General features: G+C 59.7%; 15 protein-coding genes. 8 read left to right on the top strand and 7 right to left on the bottom strand.

What is annotated here, in order from left to right:
* Positions 1-2: 2 nt before the first annotated feature.
* The gene (locus Q1A51_RS19645; protein ID WP_299601467.1) at positions 3-872 is read right to left on the bottom strand and encodes a DMT family transporter; all 870 of its coding nucleotides are present in this window, start codon (positions 870-872) and stop codon (positions 3-5) included.
* 131 nt (positions 873-1,003) lie between these two features.
* Here Q1A51_RS19645 and Q1A51_RS19640 point away from each other — a divergent pair, with 131 nt between their 5' ends.
* Positions 1,004-2,371, top strand: a complete 1,368-nt coding sequence (locus tag Q1A51_RS19640) for a DUF3179 domain-containing protein (RefSeq protein ID WP_299601465.1) — start codon at positions 1,004-1,006, stop codon at positions 2,369-2,371.
* A gap of 47 nt (positions 2,372-2,418) precedes the next feature.
* On the opposite strand, the gene Q1A51_RS19635 is transcribed toward Q1A51_RS19640, so the two are convergent.
* The 3 genes from Q1A51_RS19635 to ade all read right to left on the bottom strand — a co-directional run bounded on the left by Q1A51_RS19635 (position 2,419) and on the right by ade (position 6,096).
* Positions 2,419-2,706, bottom strand: coding sequence for an HU family DNA-binding protein (locus Q1A51_RS19635; RefSeq protein ID WP_039684873.1), 288 nt, complete (start codon positions 2,704-2,706; stop codon positions 2,419-2,421).
* 130 nt (positions 2,707-2,836) lie between these two features.
* Positions 2,837-4,297 (bottom strand): AMP nucleosidase, encoded by a 1,461-nt coding sequence (locus Q1A51_RS19630; protein WP_299204072.1) that lies wholly within the window; start codon positions 4,295-4,297, stop codon positions 2,837-2,839.
* Positions 4,294-6,096 carry an adenine deaminase gene (ade, locus tag Q1A51_RS19625; RefSeq protein WP_299601463.1) on the bottom strand — a complete coding sequence of 601 codons (1,803 nt, stop codon included), beginning with the start codon at positions 6,094-6,096 and terminating at the stop codon, positions 4,294-4,296. The genes Q1A51_RS19630 and ade overlap by 4 nt, the downstream gene beginning before the upstream one ends.
* A 173-nt stretch (positions 6,097-6,269) precedes the next feature.
* Between ade and Q1A51_RS19620 the strand changes: the two genes are divergently transcribed.
* A complete protein-coding gene (locus Q1A51_RS19620; protein WP_299601461.1) occupies positions 6,270-7,025 on the top strand; it encodes a class II aldolase and adducin N-terminal domain-containing protein in 756 nt (251 codons plus the stop codon).
* A 12-nt stretch (positions 7,026-7,037) separates the two neighbouring features.
* On the opposite strand, the gene Q1A51_RS19615 is transcribed toward Q1A51_RS19620, so the two are convergent.
* Together Q1A51_RS19615 and Q1A51_RS19610 are read right to left on the bottom strand one after the other, a co-directional pair.
* Positions 7,038-8,117, bottom strand: a complete 1,080-nt coding sequence (locus Q1A51_RS19615; RefSeq protein WP_299601459.1) for a Hint domain-containing protein — start codon at positions 8,115-8,117, stop codon at positions 7,038-7,040.
* Positions 8,114-9,712 carry a Hint domain-containing protein gene (locus Q1A51_RS19610; RefSeq protein WP_299601457.1) on the bottom strand — a complete coding sequence of 533 codons (1,599 nt, stop codon included), beginning with the start codon at positions 9,710-9,712 and terminating at the stop codon, positions 8,114-8,116. The genes Q1A51_RS19615 and Q1A51_RS19610 overlap by 4 nt, the downstream gene beginning before the upstream one ends.
* 244 nt (positions 9,713-9,956) lie before the next feature.
* On the opposite strand from Q1A51_RS19610, the gene dapE reads away from it, so the two are divergent.
* From dapE to rnr, 4 genes are read left to right on the top strand one after another with little or no spacing between them, the layout of a single operon-like run.
* Positions 9,957-11,102 (top strand): succinyl-diaminopimelate desuccinylase, encoded by a 1,146-nt coding sequence (dapE, locus tag Q1A51_RS19605; protein ID WP_299601455.1) that lies wholly within the window; start codon positions 9,957-9,959, stop codon positions 11,100-11,102.
* The gene (locus Q1A51_RS19600; RefSeq protein WP_299601453.1) at positions 11,099-11,521 is read left to right on the top strand and encodes a GNAT family N-acetyltransferase; all 423 of its coding nucleotides are present in this window, start codon (positions 11,099-11,101) and stop codon (positions 11,519-11,521) included. The genes dapE and Q1A51_RS19600 overlap by 4 nt, the downstream gene beginning before the upstream one ends.
* Positions 11,518-12,087 (top strand): TIGR04282 family arsenosugar biosynthesis glycosyltransferase, encoded by a 570-nt coding sequence (locus Q1A51_RS19595; RefSeq protein WP_299601450.1) that lies wholly within the window; start codon positions 11,518-11,520, stop codon positions 12,085-12,087. Before Q1A51_RS19600 ends, Q1A51_RS19595 begins: the two co-directional genes overlap by 4 nt.
* A gap of 31 nt (positions 12,088-12,118) precedes the next feature.
* Positions 12,119-14,374 carry a ribonuclease R gene (gene rnr / locus Q1A51_RS19590; RefSeq protein ID WP_299601448.1) on the top strand — a complete coding sequence of 752 codons (2,256 nt, stop codon included), beginning with the start codon at positions 12,119-12,121 and terminating at the stop codon, positions 14,372-14,374.
* Here the strand turns inward: rnr and Q1A51_RS19585 are convergent.
* The gene (locus Q1A51_RS19585; RefSeq protein ID WP_299601445.1) at positions 14,371-15,063 is read right to left on the bottom strand and encodes a glutathione S-transferase family protein; all 693 of its coding nucleotides are present in this window, start codon (positions 15,061-15,063) and stop codon (positions 14,371-14,373) included. The two genes, rnr and Q1A51_RS19585, sit on opposite strands and share 4 nt — an antisense overlap.
* An 84-nt stretch (positions 15,064-15,147) precedes the next feature.
* On the opposite strand from Q1A51_RS19585, the gene Q1A51_RS19580 reads away from it, so the two are divergent.
* Both Q1A51_RS19580 and Q1A51_RS19575 read left to right on the top strand, forming a co-directional pair.
* Positions 15,148-15,867, top strand: a complete 720-nt coding sequence (locus tag Q1A51_RS19580) for a YafY family protein (protein ID WP_299204102.1) — start codon at positions 15,148-15,150, stop codon at positions 15,865-15,867.
* Between the two features lie 68 nt (positions 15,868-15,935).
* Entirely contained in the window at positions 15,936-17,291 is a 1,356-nt protein-coding gene (locus tag Q1A51_RS19575; RefSeq protein ID WP_299601442.1) for a lytic murein transglycosylase, read from the top strand.
* Positions 17,292-17,312 lie beyond the last annotated feature (21 nt).

The raw sequence follows: 17,312 nt of genomic DNA, 5'->3' as shown, positions 1-17,312 counted from the left end.
GTTCAGCTTTTGGTCTGTCGTGACAATTGCACCGCAAGAATACCGACCGTGATGATGGCGACACCGAGGATATCTTGCGCACCCAAGCGTTCGCCCAAAAGCGCTGCGGCGATGGCAACGCCGAAGAAGGGGTTGAGGAAGTGGAAGGTGGCCGCCTTGGTTGCCCCGATCCGGGCGACAAGCGCGAACCAGATCCAGGTGGCGGCAAGACCGGGAACCAAAACGGTGTAGGCAAAGGCGGCATAAAGTGCCGGTGTCGGTGTCACTTCGATCGTTTCGATCATGGCGGAGGCGATGCCCAGCACCACGGCGCCCACGAACATCTGCAATCCGACAACCATCATCAGGTTGCCCCCGGACGACATTGTGCGCATCGACAGGGTTGCTACGGTCAAGGCAACGGCGGCGATCACGCACAGCGCCACGCCAAAGAGGTCAACGCCCGCATCCAGCCGCGCCGACATGATCAGGATCACGCCTGTGATCCCGAGCACCAGCCCGACGATGCCCATCGTGGGAAGCCTGTCCCGAAACACGACCCATCCGGCAAAGGCCACCATCAGTGGCATGGTCGAGGCGATGATCGACGCCACCGACGCCTCGACCGTCTGCATGGCATAGAAATTCAGGCCCAGATAGATCGCGTTCTGGCACAGGCCGAAGATCAGCGTGGCGCGCCACTGGTCGCGGGTCAGGTTCCATGTCTGCCCCATCATCCGTGCCACGGCGACACCGATGATCCCGGCAATGAAGAAGCGTAAGGACGACGCCGCGAAGGGCGGTGCGTGCGTCACGATAATCCGCGCCGAGGTGAAGGCAGACGACCAGATCAGGGCAAAGGTCAGGCCCATCAGAAGTGCGCGGATGTCCATGACCGTCCCTTTTCGTCTTGGGCGGACGTTCGGGGAAATCGGGGTGGGATGCAAGGCGGTGTTCACAGCCCTTTGCAATGTATGTGATCGCGTTTCGGTGCACACAGGCTGCAAAGCAGAGGAGGACCGACATGACCCTGACCCGCCGCACCTTTGGTGGCCTGACCTTGTCCAGTGCGTTGTTGCCTCATGCCGCCCTGTCGCAAGGCATCAGTGCTTTGGACGCCATGCGCGCGCCATTGTCGGCCCCCACCACCGAATTCGAAGCCGCATTGAAGTGGATCGAAGAGCGCGGGTCACCCGACATGGCCGCCCCGTTGATCACATCCTTGCGCTTTTCCCGATCCCGTGGCCCACAGATTGCCGAAACACTGACGGCGATCACCGGTGAGGACTACTTCACCGACTGGTTCCAGTGGATGTTGTGGCAGGAGCAGAACCCGCAGGTCAAACCGCACGAAGATTTCCCCACCTACAAACGCGAGGTCATGCTGCGGATCGATGACAATTTCGACCTGTTCCTGCGGCCCGAGCATATCCAGCCCGATCAGATGCGCATTCGGCTGGAAGAAATTGCGTGGGGCGGTGTGGTCAAGGACGGTATCCCGTCGCTCGATAATCCTGAGCTGATTGCGGCAGGCGATGCGGATTATATGCGTGGTGATGATCTGGTCTTTGGTGTGTCGATCAATGGTGATGTGCGGGCCTATCCGCTGCGGATCATGGGCTGGCACGAGATGTTCAACGAGGTGATTGGCGGTGTGCCGGTGGCGTTGGCCTATTGCACCCTGTGCGGTTCGGGCATCCTGTTTGAAACGGACGTGCCGGGACGCTCGAAGCCGTTGGTGTTCGGATCTTCCGGGTTCCTCTATCGGTCGAACAAGCTGATGTTCGACCGCGAGACGCATTCGCTGTGGAACCAGTGGACCGGCAAGCCCGTTGTGGGGCCTCTTGTGAACAGTGGGATCGAGTTGCAGCAGCGCCCGGTGGTCATCACCACGTGGGACAGTTGGAAAGCGTCGAACCCGAAGACCAAGGTGCTGAGCCTGAGTACCGGCCATCGCCGCGATTACGGCTCTGGCGTGGTGTATAATGACTACTTTGCGTCACCTGACCTGATGTTTCCGGCGCAGGTCGATCAGCGGCAACACGCGCAAAAGGACTATATCTTTGCCGTGCGCCAATTCGGAGCTGCGCGTGGCTGGCCGCTGAATGCGTTTGAAGGGCAGCCGATCATCAATGACGGGATTGCGGATACGCCACTGTTGCTGATCGGAGATGTCGGCAAGCGCAGTGTGCGAGCCTATGAACGCGGTGACAGGACGTTCAGCCAAACCGATGGAAAGATCGCAGATCAGTCGGGGGCCGCGTGGCGGGTGACCGAGGATGCGCTGTTTGGCCCGGATGGGACACGGTTGGAACGGATCGCGGGGCACATCAGCTATTGGTTTGCGTGGGACAACTACCTGGGCGACGCGGCCACGGTGTACAGTCCATAAAAAAGGGCCGCCCGAGGGCGACCCTGAATACGTCGAGAGACGCGGTCTTAGCCGTTCACGCTGTCTTTCAGCGCTTTGGCGATGGTCATTTTCACGACCTTGTCCGCTTCTTTCTTGAACTGTTCACCCGTGGCAGGGTTACGCACCATGCGCTCGGGACGCTCGCGGCAATAGATTTTGCCAACGCCCGGCAGAGTGACTGCGCCACCGCCCGAAACTTCCTTGGTGATCAGCCCGCAGATCGCGTCCAGCGCGCCGCCTGCGGATTTCTTGTCTGTCCCCATTTCTTCGGCCAGCGCGGCGACGAGTTGGGTTTTTGTCATTGGTTTTGCCATTTCATGGTCTCCTTCGTCTGCCCGACAACTTGGGCCTCTGATCCGCAATATAACGGAATGTTGTGCGAACACACAACGAATAGTGGCTCAAGGCAAGCTAAAATAAGGGGTTTTCCGCTGTTTTTCGCCGTTAAAGGAAGGCTGTTTCCTCAAAAGACCGCAATTTCCGGCTGTGAATGCGCTCTAGAGGCATGGTTCGCAGATGCTCCATCGCGCGGATTCCGATCATCAAATGGCGTGCTACCTGCTCTTTGTAGAAGTTCGAAGCCATGCCCGGCAGCTTCAATTCGCCATGCAGCGGCTTGTCGGACACGCAGAGCAATGTGCCGTAGGGCACGCGGAAGCGGTAGCCGTTGGCGGCAATCGTTGCGCTTTCCATATCCAGTGCGATGGCACGGGATTGGGACAAGCGCTGCACCGGCCCATGCTGGTCGCGCAGTTCCCAGTTGCGGTCATCGTAGCTCGCCACGGTGCCCGTGCGCATGATGCGCTTCAGCTCGTAGCCCTTGAGTTGCGTGGTCTCGGCCACGGCCTCTTCCAATGCGATCTGGATCTCGGCCAGCGCGGGGATGGGAACCCATGGCGGCAGGTCAGTGTCGAGCACGTTGTCCTCGCGCAGGTAGGCGTGGGCCAGAACGAAGTCCCCCAGGGCCTGGGAATTGCGCAGACCGGCACAGTGACCGACCATCAGCCAGGCGTGGGGGCGCAGGACGGCAATGTGGTCTGTTGCCGTTTTGGCGTTGGACGGCCCCACACCGATGTTCACCAGCGTGATACCAGAGCCGTCGGCACGTTTGAGGTGGTAGGTCGGCATCTGCGGCATCTTGGGGCTGGTGGGCAGCTCTTGATCGCCTGCCGTGATTTCGGCATTCCCTGTCGACACGAAAGACGTGTACCCGCTGTCGGGATCGTCGATCTGCGCGCGCGCATACGCCTCGAATTCCGAGACGTAGAACTGGTAGTTCGTAAACAGAACGTGGTTTTGGAAGTGATGTGCATCGGTGGCGGTGTAGTGTGTAAGCCGTGCCAGCGAGTAATCGATGCGCTGGGCCGTGAACGGGGCGAGCGGGCCAATGCCATCGGCGGCTTCGTATGTGCCGTTGACGATGTCATCGTTGGTGTTTGTCAAATCCGGAACGTCAAACACGTCGCGCAGGGGAAAGGCCGCTGCTCCTTCTTGCGGGACGGTTATGTTCTGTTCGTTTGCCACCGCGAAATGGACGGGCATCGGTGTGTTTGAGTAACCGATTTCGACAGGTTGCCCGTGATTGGTGATCAACAGGCCGATTTGTTGTGTCAGGTAGTTTTCGAAAAGGTCCGGCCGCGTGACCGTCGTGGCGTAGGTGCCGGGGTCTGCTACATGCCCAAAGCTGAGACGCGTATCGACCTGCGCGTAGCTTGACGTGGTAAAGCGGATTTCAGGGTAGTAGGCGCGCACGCGCCCCTCGGGTGCTCCATGCTCCATCGCGTGCTGGAACTGCTGGCTGAGGAATTCGACCGCGTCTTCGTACAACTCGCGCAGATGGGTCACCGCAGCCTTGGCGTCGTGAAATTCGGTGTGGCCGTGGCCAGCTTGTTCAAGTGTTCTCATGTTGTTGTCTCAAGGACTGGAATGAAATCAAACGTGCGGACATCGACCAGTCCCAGGTCGGAGATGCGCAGTTCAGGAATAACGACAAGCGCCAGCAGCGAGTGCTGCATATAGGCGTTGTTCAGGGTGCAGCCGCAATCAACCATGGCCTGCACCATCTTGTCGGCTTTGGCGGCAACGTCGCGAGCGGGGCTGTCTGACATCAGGCCCGCAATGGGCAGTTCGACAAGCGCGAGTTCTTCCCCATCGTGGAAGATGGTGATGCCGCCACCCACTTCGGCCAGCCTGTTGGCGGCCAGTGCCATCTGATCCCGGTCTGTGCCGACGACGATCATGTGGTGACTGTCATGTGCCACGGTCGAGGCCATGGCCATTTTGCCCTGGTAGTTAAAGCCGGACACCAGCGCGTTTGTCACGCCGCCGGTCGCCTGGTGCCGTTCGACCAGCGCGATCTGGCAGGTGTCGCCGTGGCTTTCGACCTTGCCGTCGCTGACAGGCATGTCGCGTTTCAGAGCTTTCGTTGGCGCCTGATTTTCGATCACGCCGATCACGTTTGCGGTGACGGAGTTGCGGCCCTCTGGGGCTACGATCTCGAAGTCGGTGGCCGTCTTGGGCGCACCCATGTTCACGGTCTGCCGCGCCTTGGTGGGCCAGTCGAGATGCGGGCATTCAGTCGTCAACTCGCCGTTGATGGAGACTGTCTTGCCCCTCGCGATGACCTGTTCGATGGGCAGTGTCTTGAGGTCAGATGTCAGGATCACATCCGCCCGGCGTCCGGGCGTCAGAGATCCGATTTCACGCTCCAGCCCAAAGTGTGTGGCCGTGTTGATCGTTGCCATTTGCAAAGCGACCACTGGGTCGCATCCACATTCGATGGCGTGCCGCACAACGCGGTTCATGTGCCCTTCATTCACCAGCGTGCCAGAGTGGCTGTCATCAGTGCACAGGATCATGTTGCGGGGATCGAGGCCCTTTTGGGTGATTGCGGTGATCTGCGTTTCCACGTCGTACCACGCGCTGCCCAGACGGATCATCGACCGCATGCCTTGCCGCATCCGGGCGATGGCGTCTGCCTCGCATGTTCCTTCATGATCATCTGCGGGGCCGCCTGCCACGTAGGCGGCGAAATCAGACCCTAAATCCGGCGATGCATAGTGTCCGCCTACGGTCTTGCCTGCCCTTTGGGTTGCAGCGACTTCCGCCAACATTTGTGAATCCGCGGCAGCCATGCCTGGGAAATTCATCATCTCGCCCAGACCGATGATGCCCGGCCATGCCATGGCCTCAGCCACATCCTCGGCGCTGATCTCGTACCCTGTCGTTTCCATCCCTGGCGCTGAGGGCGCGCAGGAGGGCATCTGTGTCCAGATGTTCACCGGCTGCATCAGCGCCTCGTCATGCATCAGACGCACGCCTTCGAGGCCAAGCACGTTGGCGATCTCGTGCGGGTCGGTGAACATGGTGGTGGTGCCGTGTGGAATGACGGCCGCCGCAAACTCTGCGGGGGTGAGCATACCGGATTCGATATGCATGTGTCCGTCGCACAGTCCGGGGATCATGTAGCGGCCATTTGCCTCGATGATCTCGGTCTCGGGTCCAATCTGTGCGCTGGCGTCCGGCAGGACGCAGGCAATACGCCCGTGTTTGATGGCGATGTCATGGTCTGGCAGTGCCTCGCGCGTGTGCACATTCACCCAGATGCCACCGCGAATGACAGTATCCGCAGGCGCACGGCCAGCGGCGACATTTACAAGATCGGGGGCAACATCGGGCCAGGACGGGAAAAGGTCATGTTCCATGTCCTAAATGATCAAGTTTCGCGGGGAGGTGCAAGGGGGACCGCACAGATGTTGTGAAACTGTCATTTCGGCAGGCGGGGTTTGGCTGACGTGGTTTCGCGAGCAGAGCGGGATTTGTATTGATCGAAGCAGTGCCGCCGTGCACGCTTTGATCCAGGCAAAGGGAAAGTATCATGACCGTCGCACAGATTCGCCCCAACATGGACAATTGGCAGGAGCGCGTTGACCTGGCTGCTGCCTTTCGCTGGACCGTGCGTTTGAACATGCATGAAGCGGTGGCGAACCACTTCTCGCTCGCCATCAATGACGACGGGACGAAGTTTTTGATGAACCCCAACCAGATGCATTTTTCGCGCATCAAGGCGTCAGACCTGATTGTTGTGGATGCCAACGATCCCGACAGTATGGAGGGGCCGGACGCGCCCGATCCGACAGCGTGGGGGCTGCATGGCGGGATGCACCGGCATTGTGCCCATGCCCGCTGCGCCATGCACGTGCATTCGCCCTATGCCACAGCTCTTGCGGCCTTGGCCGACAGCACGTTGCCGCCCGTCGATCAAAATGGGTGCATGTTTTACAATCGTGTGGTGGTTGATGGGGATTATGGCGGCCTTGCCTTCGAGGAAGAGGGTGAACGCTGTGCCAAGCTGTTCGATGATCCCAAAACGAAGGTGATGGTCATGGGCAATCACGGGATCATGGTGATTGGCGATACAGTGGCCGAAACGTTCAATCGGATGTTCTATTTCGAGCGGGCCTGCCAGACCTATCTTTTGGCGCTGCAAACCGGGCAGCCGCTGCGTCTGATCCCGGATGACGTGGCAGAGAAGACGGCGCAAGAGATCGAGGACTATCCCGAGCAGGATTTGCGTCATCTGGCCGAGCTGAAGGCCATTCTGGACGAAGAGGGATCAAATTATGCCAGTTAACCCCCGTCCCTTTTAAGCTGCGCGCTGATCGACCAGCGTGATCGCCTCGAACGGGCCGAGCACTTGGTGGATGGGCCGCGCATGTTCGGGCAGCAGACGGCTTGGGACGTCTGCCAGCACACTTTCATTCAAGCGCTCTGCATCACGGCGAATACGCCCGATATACAGACTTTCGACTGCGCAGCCTGCCGCAATCAGAGACTCATTCCCAGGCAGGATAAGTTGAACGTAGTCTGTAGTGCTACCGCATGTGTTCCAGATCGCGGCGTGCCCATTCACGAGGTGCCGAGCAGGCACCAGGACCGCTTCCTGTCCAAAGATGTATTCGACCTCGGACCCTTTCAGAACAAGTCGCTGTTCAGGTGCGACGACGATGTCGCGCTGCAGGCCAAAATAGGGTGCGCGCAGCCGCACTGGGGCAAAGCTGCCGCGCGCGGGAACGGTGTGGCGTATCGTGTGCAGGATGGGAACGATGTCGCCGCTGTCTGTCACTACGGTATCGCCGCGTTGCAAGACTTCGGCAGGGCGGTAGCCGCCCGGTGTCGCAATGGGTGTTGCGGGGTGAAGTGATGGCATCGGGCCGATCGGCAGGATATCGTCGCTGAGTGCGCTAAACAGCACTTCTTGTGACAATGTCCGAGCTGGATGAGCCAGCACAACATCGCGCAGATCGTCAGTCATGAACGGTCGGGGCATGTGAACGGGACGGCTGACGATGCGGTTGCCTTCGGGCCGCTCCAGGGCCAGCCGCCCCCACCCTTCGGGTGCGTTCCATGCGTAGGTGACCCGCAGCGTGTGGGTGCGCCCGTCATTGGCCCAGCGGATGGCCGCATGCGTGATATCGGTATTGTGCCGGTGCAACATGGCAATGCCGCCGCCCGGGATCGCACGAAACGACAGCTCGCGCGGCCAGGGAAAGGGGTGTGCGATGCCGAGTAGTTCGTGGGGCCGTTCATGCCCAGCCACCTGCGTTTCGAACATCAGCGTGCCGCGTTCGAGCATCGGCCCCAGCTTTGTAATAGACGTGTCTTTGCCAAGGCCGGTTTTTGAAAACCGACCGTCCTCGTGATCGTTGACGCCGATCCAGGTCATGCGGCAGCGCGCGTCTTGCGCCACAGCCCAGCTTCGTATCCGCGTAAAGTACGGCGGGCGGCTGGGCCGTAGCCTTCGCCCGTTTCAGGGTCGAGTTCAGGGAAGATGCTGCAAATCTCCTCCACGATTTCCCGCTCGAAACTCTTGGTTGTCTGCGGTCCGGGCAGGAAGCTTTCGGTTGCCAACCCGCCCGAGAACACAACCTGATGTCTGTCGAACATCAGGTGGACATAGGTGACTGTCCCGCCCTCACGCCGGGTGACGGAGCGGTCGTTGACCAGATCTTTCGCCGCCACCAGAACTTCGCGATCACCAAACAAAAGTTCGGCCAGACTGTCGCGGATCAGCACGCGGTGCAGAGGAGAGAGCATGACATCGTCATGTTGGCCGAATGTGCCAGCGCGGATCAGGATCGGGGCGTATTGATCTTGGGCAGCGACGGTGCGAGTGCCAATCCAGCGCAAGGGCTGTGGCCCATCGTCTTGGGTCAGAACCGGATCACCTTCGCGCAGGCTTTCGACCGGAACATCGCCCTCAGGCGTCGAGATCAGAGTGCCTGCCACGAAACAGGGGACGGATGTTGCATTGACGAAGCCGACGTCCGTGTTGTTGCCGTCCGTGACGGTATACGTGAAGTTAAAGTCTTCTTCGTCGCCGTCGCCAACAACGGTCAGTTCGCCATTCGGGCCAATCGTGACTTGTTGTCCTGTTGGCAGTGTGATGGTCGTCCCAATCCCGGTGACGGAGTCGTAGCTGACAGGCTGGCCGTTGATATGGGTGATCGTCAACGTGCTGCCTACGGGCGACACATCGTTGTCGAGTACGTTGAACGAAGTTGTCCCGTCCGGGTAGACGTTCACGTCATCGCCCACGGCGACCAAGGATGTCTGAACCGAGTCCCCGGCAATCAGCAGGTTGGAATCGAACTGGCTGTCCGCAACATCAGCGATGCCAATCCGGATCGAATTTACCACGTCCGGGTTGACGACCATGGTCAGGGTCAGCGTGATCGTGAACCCGTCCATTTCAGTATTGAATGCGTCATTTGAGTTGTCGACGAACATGTTGATGTTGTTGGTGGTGTTGATGTTGCCCGGATCTGTATCCCCATCCCCGACCTCCATTTCGACAAGGTCGCCGTTGACCCAGACACCCACGAAGTCCTGGTAGATCGAGTTCTGGAATTCGGGATACTCTTCCGAGCTGAAAACGAATTGCATCGTCATCAGATTGCCGTCCGGAATAAAATCGACGTCCAGATAGGACGCGTCGAAGGTCCGCGCTCCTGCCGCCGCATTGAACTGGCCGTTGTTGTTTTGGCCGGAGGTGTTGGTTGACGTGTTGGTCGATTGGTTTTCCTGGCCGGAGGAGTTGGTAAAATCCTCAACCTCGCCCGTTGACAGGATGACACCCGTATCGCCTGGGGTCACCCCGGGTGCCACACTGTCACCGTTCGTATAGATCCCGGCACTGTCCCGGTCGCCGGTATACGACGCTGACACCACCTGAACGCCGTCGCCAAAGATGGCATCTGCCATATCGGACGCGTCAACGCCTTCGCGCACCGTTTGAATCGGAAGCTCTGCTGCCGGCATGTTTGCCCCACCCCAATAGTTGCGGACAGAACAAGCGCAGCGCACGCGGTTGATCCGCGCGTCTTGTGTGCCTTTTTATGCACTTGGGTGGCCGCACGTTGGCGGCCGAACTGCTGATGCCCTGCCTCGGGTCATATTATTGCGACCACTCTAGCACAGGTATTTATGGGCTGTTAACTGTCCGGACGGCGTAAGGTGTTCACAACGCGTCCTTTTCGCCACATGCTTGCAAAGGGGCTTATTCATGCAACCTGTTGATCCTGTTGCTCTGACCGCTGATCTTGTGCGCTGCCCGTCGGTGACACCGATGGATGCGGGGGCTTTGGATATCCTGCACGACCTGTTGTCGTCGGCTGGTTTTGAATGTGCATGGGCGGATCGTGGCGGCATTCGCAACCTCTTTGCCCGTTTCGGTGCCAAGGGCCATGCGCGGACCTTTGGTTTCAACGGGCACACGGATGTGGTGCCGATCGGCAATGCCGAGGATTGGACCATGCCCCCTTTTGGTGCCGAAGAACGCGATGGTGTCATGTACGGTCGCGGCACGACGGACATGAAGTCGGGCGTCGCCGCCTTCGCCGCCGCCGCCATCGATTTCGTCACGAGCATACCGCCGGATGGCGCGATCATCTTGGCGATCACAGGGGATGAGGAGGGAGACGCCGTCGACGGGACAACCGCCCTGCTGGCGCATATGGAGGAAGAGGGCGAGGCAATGAACGTCTGCCTTGTCGGTGAGCCGACCTGCCCCGACACGATGGGCGAAATGATGAAAATCGGTCGGCGTGGATCAATGACCGCTTGGTTCACCGTCACTGGTGTGCAGGGTCACTCTGCGTATCCGCATCGCGCCAATAATCCTCTGCCCCCGCTGATGCGTCTTATGGACCGGTTGGCCAGTCACGAGCTGGACCAGGGTACGGATCACTTCGACCCGTCCACCCTTGCCGTGGTCACGGTGGATACCGGCAACCTGGCCACCAACGTAATTCCTGCGCAAGCCCGCGCGGCAGTGAACATCCGCTTCAATGATATCCATTCCGGTGACAGCCTGACCGCGTGGTTGAAGGCGCAGGCGGACGAAGTGGCGAGCGCCTATGGCGTTGAGATCGACGTGACGGTCAAAGTGTCTGGCGAAAGCTTCCTGACCCCGCCGGGGCACCTGTCTGACCTTGTGGCCGCGGCAGTCGAAGCTGAGACCGGGGTGAAACCAGTTCTCAGCACATCTGGAGGGACTTCGGACGCGCGGTTCGTAAAAAACCATTGCCCAGTTGTCGAGTTCGGGCTGGTTGGTCAGTCCATGCACAAGGTCGATGAACACGTGGAGGTGGCACATATCCGTCAGTTGAAATCGATTTATACCCGCATCTTGCAGGACTATTTCAAGTGACTTGGCAGATCGAACAGACCGACGATCTGACCACATGTCACGCGTTGCGGCGCTCCGTGTTCATCGAAGAACAAGGTGTGAGCGAGGCGGAAGAGGTGGATGGTCTGGATGAACATGCATTGCATGTATTGGCTCATGTTGAGGGCAAGCCGATGGGGTGCGCACGCATTCTGGTGCAGGGCTCCGTCGCCAAGATTGGACGTGTATGCGTGTTGAAAGAGGCGCGCGGCACGGGCCTTGGTGCGGCGATCATCCAGGCGTGTCTTGATGTTGCCCGCCGACAGGGCGGTGTTTCGAAGGCCAAGCTTGGCGCGCAAACCCACGCGTTGACATTCTATGAACGGCTTGGATTTGCCGCCTTTGGCCCGATCTATGATGATGCCGGTATACCGCACCGCGACATGGAGAGGCCGCTTTGAGGCCCACGCTGGTCGTCATGCTGAAAGTGCCGAGACCGGGCCGCGTCAAAACACGTCTGGGCGGGGACATCGGGATGGTGTCGGCCGCGTGGTGGTTTCGTCATCAGGTGCATGCGCTTTTGCGCCGGATTGAAGACCCCCGCTGGCGCGTGGTGCTTGCTGTTGCGCCTGATTACGAGGGGATGGGCAGCCGTGTCTGGCCGGGACGGTTTGAGCGGTGGCCGCAAGGTAGGGGCAACCTTGGTGACCGGATGATCCGAATGATGCAGCAAGCGGGTGGTCGGGTCTGCGTGATTGGGGCTGACGTCCCTGATATTACCAGAAAGCGTATTGCAAAGGCATTCGCGGCGCTGGGCAACCACGATGCAGTCTTTGGGCCTGCGCCGGATGGTGGGTATTGGCTGATCGGGGTCAAAGCAGGCTCTAAATTGGGGAAATCGGCTTTGAACGGGGTACGCTGGTCAACAGAACATGCGCTTGATGACAGCCGTGCAGCGCTGGGTATGCCCCGTGTTGCGCTGGTCGACACACTGGCGGATGTCGACAGGGTCGACGATTTGCGATGACGCCCCTGTATGCGCGTGCTACCTCGAACCCATGAGCCGTATTCCCACAAAATCCGAGATACTGGACTGGATTTCCGCCAATCCGACCCTGACTGCAAAGCGTGACATCGCCAAGGCGTTCGGGATCAAAGGTGCTGCGCGCATCGACCTCAAACGCCTGCTGAAAGAGCTGGAGGCCGAGGGACATCTGGAAAAGCGCAAGAAGACGTATCAGGATCCGGACCGCCTGCCGCCTGTAAGTGTGCTGCAAGTGGAGGAACCGGACGATGACGGTGATCTGTTTGCCCGCCCGATGGAGTGGCAGGGCGAAGGGGTTGAACCAAAGATCCTGGTCCTGCCGCGCGCATCTGATCCAGCCCTTGGACCCGGGGATCGCATTCTTGCCCGTCTGACATTGGTCAAGGACAGCGATCATAATTACGAAGCGCGTCTGATCCGCCGTATTGGCACCAACCCGCGCCGCATATTGGGCGTGTTTCGGGCCGGAACCGAGGGCGGACGTATCGTGCCCGTTGACAAGGGCAGCGACAAGGAATGGTCAGTGCCTGCGGGGGCGACCCACGGTGCCAAGGATGGCGAGTTGGTCGAAGCCGAACAGGCTGGGCCGAAAAACCGGATTGGCCTGCCCCGTGCACGCATTGTGGAACGGTTGGGCGATCCGTCAGCGCCCAAGGCGGTGTCGCTGATTGCGATCCATGAACACGGTATTCCTGACGCCTTTCCTGATCCGGTGATCGCCGAAGCCGATGCGCAAAAGCCCAAAGGCTTGAAGGGGCGTGAAGATCTGCGGGACATGCCACTGATCACCATCGACCCATCCGATGCCCGCGACCATGATGATGCGTGCTATGCCCATGCCGACGACGATCCCAAGAACGAAGGTGGGCATGTCGTCTGGGTGGCGATTGCCGATGTTGCGGCTTATGTCACACCCGGTTCTGCGTTGGACCGGGAGGCGAGAAAGCGTGGCAACTCGACCTACTTCCCGGATCGGGTTGTGCCGATGCTGCCAGATCGGTTGTCGGGCGACCTGTGTTCGCTGCACGAGGGTGTGCCGCGCGCCTGTATCGCGGTGCGGATGCAGATCGACGCGCATGGCGAAAAGATCGGGCATAGCTTTCACCGTGGCCTGATGCGTTCACCCGCGTCGCTGCATTATGAGGAGGTGCAGGCGGCCATCGACGGGCACCCGAATGACCGCACAAAGCCCTTGTTAGAGCCTGTTTTGCGGCCTCTCTATGCCGCTTATGCGGCTTTGGTCGAGGCTCGCAAACGCCGTCAGCCGCTTGAGTTGGACCTGCCGGAGCGACAGATCGTTCTGGACGAGGATGGCACGGTGCGGTCGGTAGCCTTCAAGGACCGGCTGGATGCTCACCGTCTGATCGAAGAGTTCATGGTGCTGGCGAATGTTGCCGCGGCTGAGACGTTGATTGCAAAGAAAACACCGCTCTTGTTCCGAAATCACGAAGAACCTTCGCCGGACAAGTTGGACAGTTTGCGCGAAACGGCGCAAGCGGCAGGGCTGACCCTTGCCAAGGGACAGGTGCTGAAGACCGCGCATCTGAACCGGCTGCTGGCGCAGGCGGCAGACACGGAAGATGCGGAGTTGATCAACATATCGACCCTGCGGTCTATGACGCAAGCCTATTACAGCCCGCAGAACTTTGGGCATTTTGGCCTCGCGCTGCGCAGCTACGCGCATTTCACGTCGCCCATCCGGCGCTATGCGGACCTGATCGTGCACCGGGCGCTGATTGCGGCGCATGGCTGGGGCAAGGATGGGCTGACGCCGGAAGACATCGAGAATCTGGAAAAGACGGGCACCCACATCTCGGACACGGAACGCCGGTCGATGGTGGCCGAGCGGGACACGACGGATCGTTACCTTGCCGCGTATCTGAGTGAGCGTGTGGGAGACGAGCTTGAAGGGCGTGTGGCCGGAATTGCCAAGTTCGGTATCTTCGTGAAGCTGGATGACAGCGGGGCGGACGGTCTTGTACCGATGCGGTCCATTGGTGCGGAGTATTTCCATTTCGACCGCGAGGCGAACACGCTGATGGGGTCCGACACCGGCATGATCATCGGTTTAGGGCAGCGCGCGACCGTGCGCCTGGCCGAAGCGGTGCCTGTGACGGGCGGCATCGCTTTGGAGCTTCTCACTCTGGACGGACAGGACCTGCCACGCGGTCGGCGCAGCCCGGCAGGTCGCAGTCCGCGCCGCAAACCTGCCAATGCCAAGCGCCGGTCGGACAAAGCCAAGCGCAAGGTGAGCCGCAAGCGGCGCTAACCCAGCGCCGCCTCGACCCGTTTCATGTAGTCGACCAGCATCACGTCCTGTTTCACCCGGCGTGAGAGTGCCGTCCCCCCGGGGGTGGAGGCCATGGCGCCGAGCATGGCGGCGACACTGGCGTCTGCCGCACTGGGTTTCGGTCCGAACAGGAACGGGCCGTGCCACAGGCGATCGGTGATGGCCAACAGATCCGGTTCGATCCGCTCAAGCCGTTCGCCTGCGGTCAAGCGGCCAAGACCTTGTGCATCCATGCCGCGCAAGAGCATGCGGCGGATGCCACGCGTGATGAATTTGCGCAGGAAAACGGGGATTGCAGCAAAATATGTGTCTCTAACCAAGGGCCAAACGGCCTTGTCCCCCCAACGATCCATGACAACGTGGAAGTACATGTGCTCTTCGGCCATGCGGATGAAAGCGCGTGACGTAGCACGATCCAGATCGCTCAGCCCCTGGTCAAAGTGTGCGCCGTGCTCTTCCAGCCAGGCGCGGATATTGTCGCTGTCGCCGATGATCTCATCATCGACCCAAAGGGCGGGCAGCTTGCCCTTGGGCCAACTGCGCGGATCAGCGGTGTCTTTGCGCTGCCACTGCAGCCCGGACAGGTTCAGAAGGTACAGCGCCTTGACGCAGAACGGGCTGCCGCTGGGTTGGCCAAAGGCGGGAGGGTAAGTCACAAGGGTCAGCATCTTTCTCTCCTCAAAATGAATTCTGAGCTTGAGATATCGAGGCGTACTGTCAGAAATTGGCAGCACATGTGATATGAATGAAGCATGACCAGAACACACCGCCTTTTTCAGTTGATGCAGACCTTGCGGCGACTGACGCCCCCTATCACGGCGCAATCGCTTGCCCATGAAATGGACGTGTCGCTGAGGACGATTTATCGCGATATCGACGAGTTGCGTGGCCTTGGCGCCGTTATCGATGGTGAGGCGGGGTTTGGCTTTACGCTGATCGAAGATGCCTCATTGCCCCCACTTGGTTTCGAGAATGACGAGTTGGAAGCGTTGGTTCTGGGGTTGCGCGATGTTGCGGTGATTGCGGATCCCGCCCTTGCGAAGGCGGCGACGTCCGCGCTGGCAAAGATTCAGGCCCGCGTGCCACCGAAACAGGCGCACCGGTTGAAACATGCCGTGCTTGATGCGCGGCGGTATTGGCGGCCTGATCCGCCACGCATTGATGTTGGCACGCTTCGACAGGCAGCATGGGACGAGGTGAGCGTGCACTTTGCCTATCAGGATGCCAAAGGCGATCAAACCGAGCGGACAGTCAAACCGCTGGGCATCGTCTACATGGAAAACACCAACGTGTTGCTGGCGTGGTGTCACCTGCGGGAGGACTTTCGGGTCTTCCGTTTGGACCGTATGGATGAGCTGTGTGTGACGGACAAAAGCTTTCGCCCGCACCGTGTTTCGCTATTGCGTGATCACCTGGCGCGTATCAGGGCAGAAGTTCACGAAGTGGCGAAGGACCGCGCCCATTTCGACTGAGCCTTTGCCGGACAGCCGATTTTCGCTACATTAGGGAAAACGCGGCACAAGCGATTATGAGGCAAAACATGCGGTGGGCAGTCACCCTTAGCGCGGCAGGCAGCGCGATTTTCATTGCTGGCACAGCAATGGCACAAGCCATTCCGTCTTCGATCAGGCCAGAACAGCGGCCCGTTGTGGATACGGTTACCCGGACACAAACGCTGTCACCACTTGATGTGGCAACCCTAACGGTTGTGCGTCCACAGCTGCGCCCGGCCGCGCTGCAAGCACCATCCCCACCGCCCGTGGAAGCATCAGAATCCAATGCGGATTTTCAGCGATGGATCAGGGATTTCAAGTCGCGTGCACTGGCCCAAGGGATCAGTGGTGCGACCTTTGACCGGGCCTTTGACGGGGTGAGTTATGATACGGACGTAATCCGCCTGGATCGAAACCAATCAGAGTTTACCAAGACGATCTGGGAGTATCTGGACAGCGCCGTGTCCGACCGGCGCGTGCGCAACGGCAAACAGGCATTGCGTGAGCATCAGGATGCGTTGGAGGCCATCGAGGCGCGTTACGGTGTTGCCAAGGAGGTGGTTGTCGCCGTTTGGGGGCTTGAGAGCAGCTACGGCAGTATTCGCGGGTCGAATGATGTCGTGCAAAGCCTTGCGACACTTGCCCATGACGGACGGCGGGGAGAATTCTTTGAGGGGCAGTTGATTGCCGCCCTGAAGATCCTGCAAAGCGGTGATACCAGCCCCCGTAACATGACCGGATCCTGGGCCGGTGCGATGGGGCACACGCAGTTTATGCCGACGTCTTACCTTGACCACGCCGTGGATTTCACAGGCGATGGCAAGCGTGATATCTGGTCTGATAATCCCACGGATGCGCTCGCGTCGACCGCAGCCTACTTGGCCGGGTTTGGCTGGATTAAGGGCCAGCCTTGGGGCGTTGAGGTGGAGCTGCCAAGTAGCTTCGACTATGCGACAGCCAGCCGAAAGGTGGCCCGCATGCCGTCCCAATGGGCCAATCTTGGGGTTTTCGGTGTCGATGGTAAGCCGGTTCCGGACTACGGTTCTGCGTCGATCCTGTTGCCCGCAGGCAGTCAGGGTGTCGCCTTCATGATCTTCAAGAATTTCGAGGTGATCGAGCGGTACAACGCGGCAGATGCTTATGTCATTGGCGTGGGGCATCTGAGCGATCGGATTGGCGGCGGGCAAAAGTTCCAGGCGGAATGGCCTCTGGAGGATCGTGCTTTGACCTTTTCGGAGCGCAAGGAAATGCAGCGTCGTTTGACAGCTGCGGGCTTCAGTACGCAGGGCGTTGATGGCCGGATTGGGCCAAAGACCTTGGAGGCGGTGCGCACGTTTCAGCAGTCACAGGGATTGGTTGCGGATGGATATGCGTCACTGAACTTGCTGAAACGCTTGCGGTGATCCGAAGGGCGCCTGCGGCGG

The organism is uncultured Tateyamaria sp. (assembly GCF_947496075.1).
Classification (GTDB): domain Bacteria; phylum Pseudomonadota; class Alphaproteobacteria; order Rhodobacterales; family Rhodobacteraceae; genus Tateyamaria.
This window is presented reverse-complemented; position numbering and strand designations above follow the sequence as displayed.

What these genes read in the sequence shown, in the direction of transcription:
- Q1A51_RS19645 (WP_299601467.1), bottom strand. Translation starts at nt 872, where the DNA reads ATGGACATCCGCGCACTTCTGATGGGCCTGACCTTTGCCCTGATCTGG.
- Q1A51_RS19640 (WP_299601465.1), top strand. Translation starts at nt 1,004, where the DNA reads ATGACCCTGACCCGCCGCACCTTTGGTGGCCTGACCTTGTCCAGTGCG.
- Q1A51_RS19635 (WP_039684873.1), bottom strand. Translation starts at nt 2,706, where the DNA reads ATGGCAAAACCAATGACAAAAACCCAACTCGTCGCCGCGCTGGCCGAA.
- Q1A51_RS19630 (WP_299204072.1), bottom strand. Translation starts at nt 4,297, where the DNA reads ATGAGAACACTTGAACAAGCTGGCCACGGCCACACCGAATTTCACGAC.
- ade (WP_299601463.1), bottom strand. Translation starts at nt 6,096, where the DNA reads ATGGAACATGACCTTTTCCCGTCCTGGCCCGATGTTGCCCCCGATCTT.
- Q1A51_RS19620 (WP_299601461.1), top strand. Translation starts at nt 6,270, where the DNA reads ATGACCGTCGCACAGATTCGCCCCAACATGGACAATTGGCAGGAGCGC.
- Q1A51_RS19615 (WP_299601459.1), bottom strand. Translation starts at nt 8,117, where the DNA reads ATGACCTGGATCGGCGTCAACGATCACGAGGACGGTCGGTTTTCAAAA.
- Q1A51_RS19610 (WP_299601457.1), bottom strand. Translation starts at nt 9,712, where the DNA reads ATGCCGGCAGCAGAGCTTCCGATTCAAACGGTGCGCGAAGGCGTTGAC.
- dapE (WP_299601455.1), top strand. Translation starts at nt 9,957, where the DNA reads ATGCAACCTGTTGATCCTGTTGCTCTGACCGCTGATCTTGTGCGCTGC.
- rnr (WP_299601448.1), top strand. Translation starts at nt 12,119, where the DNA reads ATGAGCCGTATTCCCACAAAATCCGAGATACTGGACTGGATTTCCGCC.
- Q1A51_RS19585 (WP_299601445.1), bottom strand. Translation starts at nt 15,063, where the DNA reads ATGCTGACCCTTGTGACTTACCCTCCCGCCTTTGGCCAACCCAGCGGC.
- Q1A51_RS19580 (WP_299204102.1), top strand. Translation starts at nt 15,148, where the DNA reads ATGACCAGAACACACCGCCTTTTTCAGTTGATGCAGACCTTGCGGCGA.
- Q1A51_RS19575 (WP_299601442.1), top strand. Translation starts at nt 15,936, where the DNA reads ATGCGGTGGGCAGTCACCCTTAGCGCGGCAGGCAGCGCGATTTTCATT.